The sequence below is a fragment of the Serratia sp. 506_PEND genome (assembly GCF_001076875.1).
GTDB classification, from domain to species: domain Bacteria; phylum Pseudomonadota; class Gammaproteobacteria; order Enterobacterales; family Enterobacteriaceae; genus Serratia; species Serratia marcescens.
Genome location: NZ_JVEL01000123.1, coordinates 1 through 399, shown reverse-complemented (window position 1 = coordinate 399; position 399 = coordinate 1). Strand labels below are relative to the sequence as shown.

1 pseudogene is annotated in these 399 nt (G+C 51.9%); it reads left to right on the top strand.

Features of this window, described 5'->3' with window-relative positions:
* Positions 1-200: pseudogene (locus ADK28_RS32040) on the top strand (hypothetical protein); the annotation flags it as partial.
* Positions 201-399: the final 199 nt, after the last annotated feature.

The following is a 399-nucleotide window of genomic DNA, read 5'->3' as shown; positions in this document are numbered from 1 at the left end:
ACGGACTGGGGCTGCCGCGCAACCGCATTCAGGCCTATGCATGGTACTCCCTGGCCGCAACGGAAAACGCCAAAGATGCGGTGGATGCACTGAATGCGCTGGAGGCCCTGCTAAGGCCCGATGAAATTAAAGCCGCGCAGAAGCTGGCCCGGGAGTGGAGCCTGCGCATCGCTCAGGAGCAGAACGAGGTGACACCCTGAGCGGCTGTTGCGCACGGCGGATTGTGGTGAGTGGTTGTTTTTTAATCACGCGAATCACGATGGAGTGGTTTTTTGTGTGATTCGTGTCACAAAAATAATTGCGGAATTGAACACAAAAGCACCACGAAAAGTATGAATGCAAAATCTGCGCAACTTCTTGCTCAACTTTCAGGATAAAACACTTTTTACGCAATAAACG